This is a genomic window from Halomonas sp. SIMBA_159, from assembly GCF_046536035.1.
GTDB classification, from domain to species: Bacteria; Pseudomonadota; Gammaproteobacteria; order Pseudomonadales; family Halomonadaceae; genus Vreelandella; species Vreelandella venusta_A.
The window spans coordinates 1-412 of sequence record NZ_JAWJBT010000124.1 but is presented as its reverse complement, the minus strand read 5'-3'; the positions used below and the strand labels follow the sequence as shown (position 1 = coordinate 412).

At 37.9% G+C, this 412-nt stretch carries 2 protein-coding genes; both read right to left on the bottom strand.

Annotation, left to right across the window (positions count from 1 at the left end):
* The coding region (locus R0J87_RS18660) for a BhlA/UviB family holin-like peptide (RefSeq protein WP_008361284.1) at nt 1–214 on the bottom strand (214 nt) is incomplete at its 3' end.
* 55 nt (nt 215–269) lie between these two features.
* Nucleotides 270–410, bottom strand: a complete 141-nt coding sequence (locus R0J87_RS18655) for an XkdX family protein (protein WP_144456420.1) — start codon at nt 408–410, stop codon at nt 270–272.
* Between the last annotated feature and the right edge of the window lie 2 nt (nt 411–412).

The window sequence follows — 412 nt, the reverse complement described above, 5'->3', positions numbered from 1 at the left end:
ATTTTAAATTCCGTTCAATTTTATCGAGCTTGTCGATCACGACATCATACTTTTCACTAAACTTTGCTAACACTTCATTTTGCGCTTCGATTTGTTCATTGAGCTTGTTTTCTCTTTCCTTTGTCGTGTTGAGAACATAAAACAATACCCAACAAAAAAGAACCGCAAAGGGTCCTTGTGTCATCAGATATTGAGCCAAATCCATTTCCACCATACTCACCTACCTCACTTTTTCCACCCCCTTAAAGAAGGCAAAATAAAAAGCCCTTTTAGGCTTCGTACTGTTCTCCCGTTATTTCTTGATAATCTTCTTTGTTAATCCAACCGATTTCTACATAAAAGGCAATGTCTTCAGGACCGTAACACTGCCAGTCCCAAAATTGCTTTATATCCGCAACTGTTGGATATATCA